Genomic DNA, 1,983 nt, shown 5'->3' on the forward strand with positions numbered 1-1,983 from the left:
TAGCCTTCGCAGAAGAACAGGAGAAGATCCTGTGGTTCCCGAAGGAAATCAATGTGGAGAAGGACGTTCAGGATATTCGAGTACACCTCAGCGAGTCTGAGCGTCACGGTGTTATCACTGTGCTTAAGCTGTTCACCAAGTACGAACTCATTGTCGGCGATGACTATTGGCAGCAGATGACTTCCCGCTTCAAGAAGCCTGCCTGCGTTAGCCGCGCTGCTTCCCTGTTCCAATATGTAGAGAAGGGTATCCATGCTCCGTTCTATTCCAACATCAATACTGCGCTGGGTCTCGGCACGGAAGAGTTCTATAGTGAGTACACTAATGATAGTCTTCTGGCTGACCGTATTAGCTATCTAGAGGAAATGTCCAAGGGTAGTGATGAAGACTTCCTGACTGTGCTGTCGCTCACTGAGGGCGCCATCCTGTACAGTAGCTTCGCATTCCTTAAGCACTTCCAGAGTCAGGGCAAGAACAAGATTCCGAACATCGTTGCTGGTATTAACTTCTCTGTCCGAGACGAAAGCCTGCATTCTCTGACTTCTTCGTGGTTGTACAACACGTTGATTGACGAAGGCGGCACTCGTAACGAGGCTCGTGTCTATGAGATTGCGGAAGTTGTTCGCGCTCATGAACATGCCATCGTGGATAAGATTTTCGAGAAGGGTGCCATTGAGAACATCACTGATGTTCAGATGAAGAACTTCGTGGACTCTCGCATCGATCTTGTCCTTCGTAACCTGGGCTATAAGCCTGTGTATAATCCGTCACACAACCCTGTCGCTGATTGGTTCTATAAGTCCATCAACGATTACGTGGCTAACGACTTCTTCACCCGCACTGGTCGTGAGTACACTCGCGGCCGCAACGTAGAGGAGTTCATCAAGTGAACAATAATTCTGTGCCAGCTCCTGAGCTACCGGAAGGCTACTCGTTTTCTGTTGTCGAGTGTGTTACTACTTCCAACCAAGAGCGTATTAAACAGTGGGGTCCGTTCTGGTGGACCGTAAACTATACCAGTACAAAAAAGAATGAGGATGCCGTCACTGTAGTCGTTAAGCTGGATGGTGTTGGTGAAGTTGCACGTAGCAACGTGGACATGCGATCCCATCTCTACGTGGGAAATGTATCTTTCCCACAGCGTATTGCAAACCGTGTTGAGTATCTGGCCAACCGTGACCACGCATTCCGTAAGGAGAAAGCCATGGTGCGTAATGTACTTGGCGACTATCCGCCGAAGGTGGTGATCGGTTGAACGTTGAACTGATCGATCATATGGGCAGTGACCTCACTGTTGTGAACGCTGCTCGTGTTAGCTTTGCTAAGGAGAGCGAAGCATTCAATGATAAGGATGCCAAGCTCATCAACTACTTGGCTAGGGAGAAACACATCCTCCCGTTCCGCCACCCCACTATCAGCGTTCGATGTAAGGCTCCCATCTTCCTAGCTCGCCAGCTAGGTAAGCATCAGGTGGGACTGACGTGGAGTGAGGAGAGTCGCCGCTACATTGACAGTGAGCCTGAGTTCTTCTTCCCGGACAAGTGGCGTAAGCGTGCAGAGAATGTAAAGCAGGGTAGCCTTGATGAAGAGTTCACTGGTTACGTCGAGACTGAGGAACAGCATGGCGTAGATCGTGGTCCGCAAGAAGCAGCTGAACTCGCTGTTCAGTATTGCTCTGATCTGTATGACGACATGATTAACGCAGGCGTTGCTCCTGAGCAAGCTCGAATGATTCTGCCTCAGAGCATGTATGTCAATTGGGTGTGGACTGGTAGCCTTCTGGCTTTCTATCAACTATATAAACTGAGGACCGAACATGGCGCGCAAATGGAAGCACAACATTTTGCTAATCAACTTGAAGCTGTGGTGGCTCCGCTATACCCGGCTTCGTGGGCAGCCCTCAAAGAATACGCCTAAGCGTACTGATTTCTCCACTGGAGACTGGACGTGATCGTACTACTTATAGTAGCGGTAGTGGTTGTG

The 1,983-nt window shown here is 49.7% G+C and carries 3 protein-coding genes; all 3 read left to right on the forward strand.

Annotation, left to right across the window (positions count from 1 at the left end; genetic code table 11):
• Positions 1–890, forward strand: an 890-nt coding sequence (locus RR877_RS10470; RefSeq protein ID WP_332628219.1) for a ribonucleotide-diphosphate reductase subunit beta, incomplete at its 5' end; no start/stop codon positions are given.
• Complete coding sequence (locus RR877_RS10475; RefSeq protein ID WP_332628221.1) at positions 887–1,255, forward strand: hypothetical protein; 369 nt, start codon at positions 887–889, stop codon at positions 1,253–1,255. The genes RR877_RS10470 and RR877_RS10475, both read left to right, overlap by 4 nt.
• Positions 1,252–1,917 (forward strand): FAD-dependent thymidylate synthase, encoded by a 666-nt coding sequence (gene thyX, locus RR877_RS10480; RefSeq protein ID WP_332628223.1) that lies wholly within the window; start codon positions 1,252–1,254, stop codon positions 1,915–1,917. Before RR877_RS10475 ends, thyX begins: the two co-directional genes overlap by 4 nt.
• The last annotated feature ends 66 nt before the right edge of the window (positions 1,918–1,983 follow it).

The sequence above is a fragment of the Aurantimicrobium sp. genome (genome assembly GCF_036667855.1).
Classification (GTDB): Bacteria; Actinomycetota; Actinomycetes; order Actinomycetales; family Microbacteriaceae; genus Aurantimicrobium.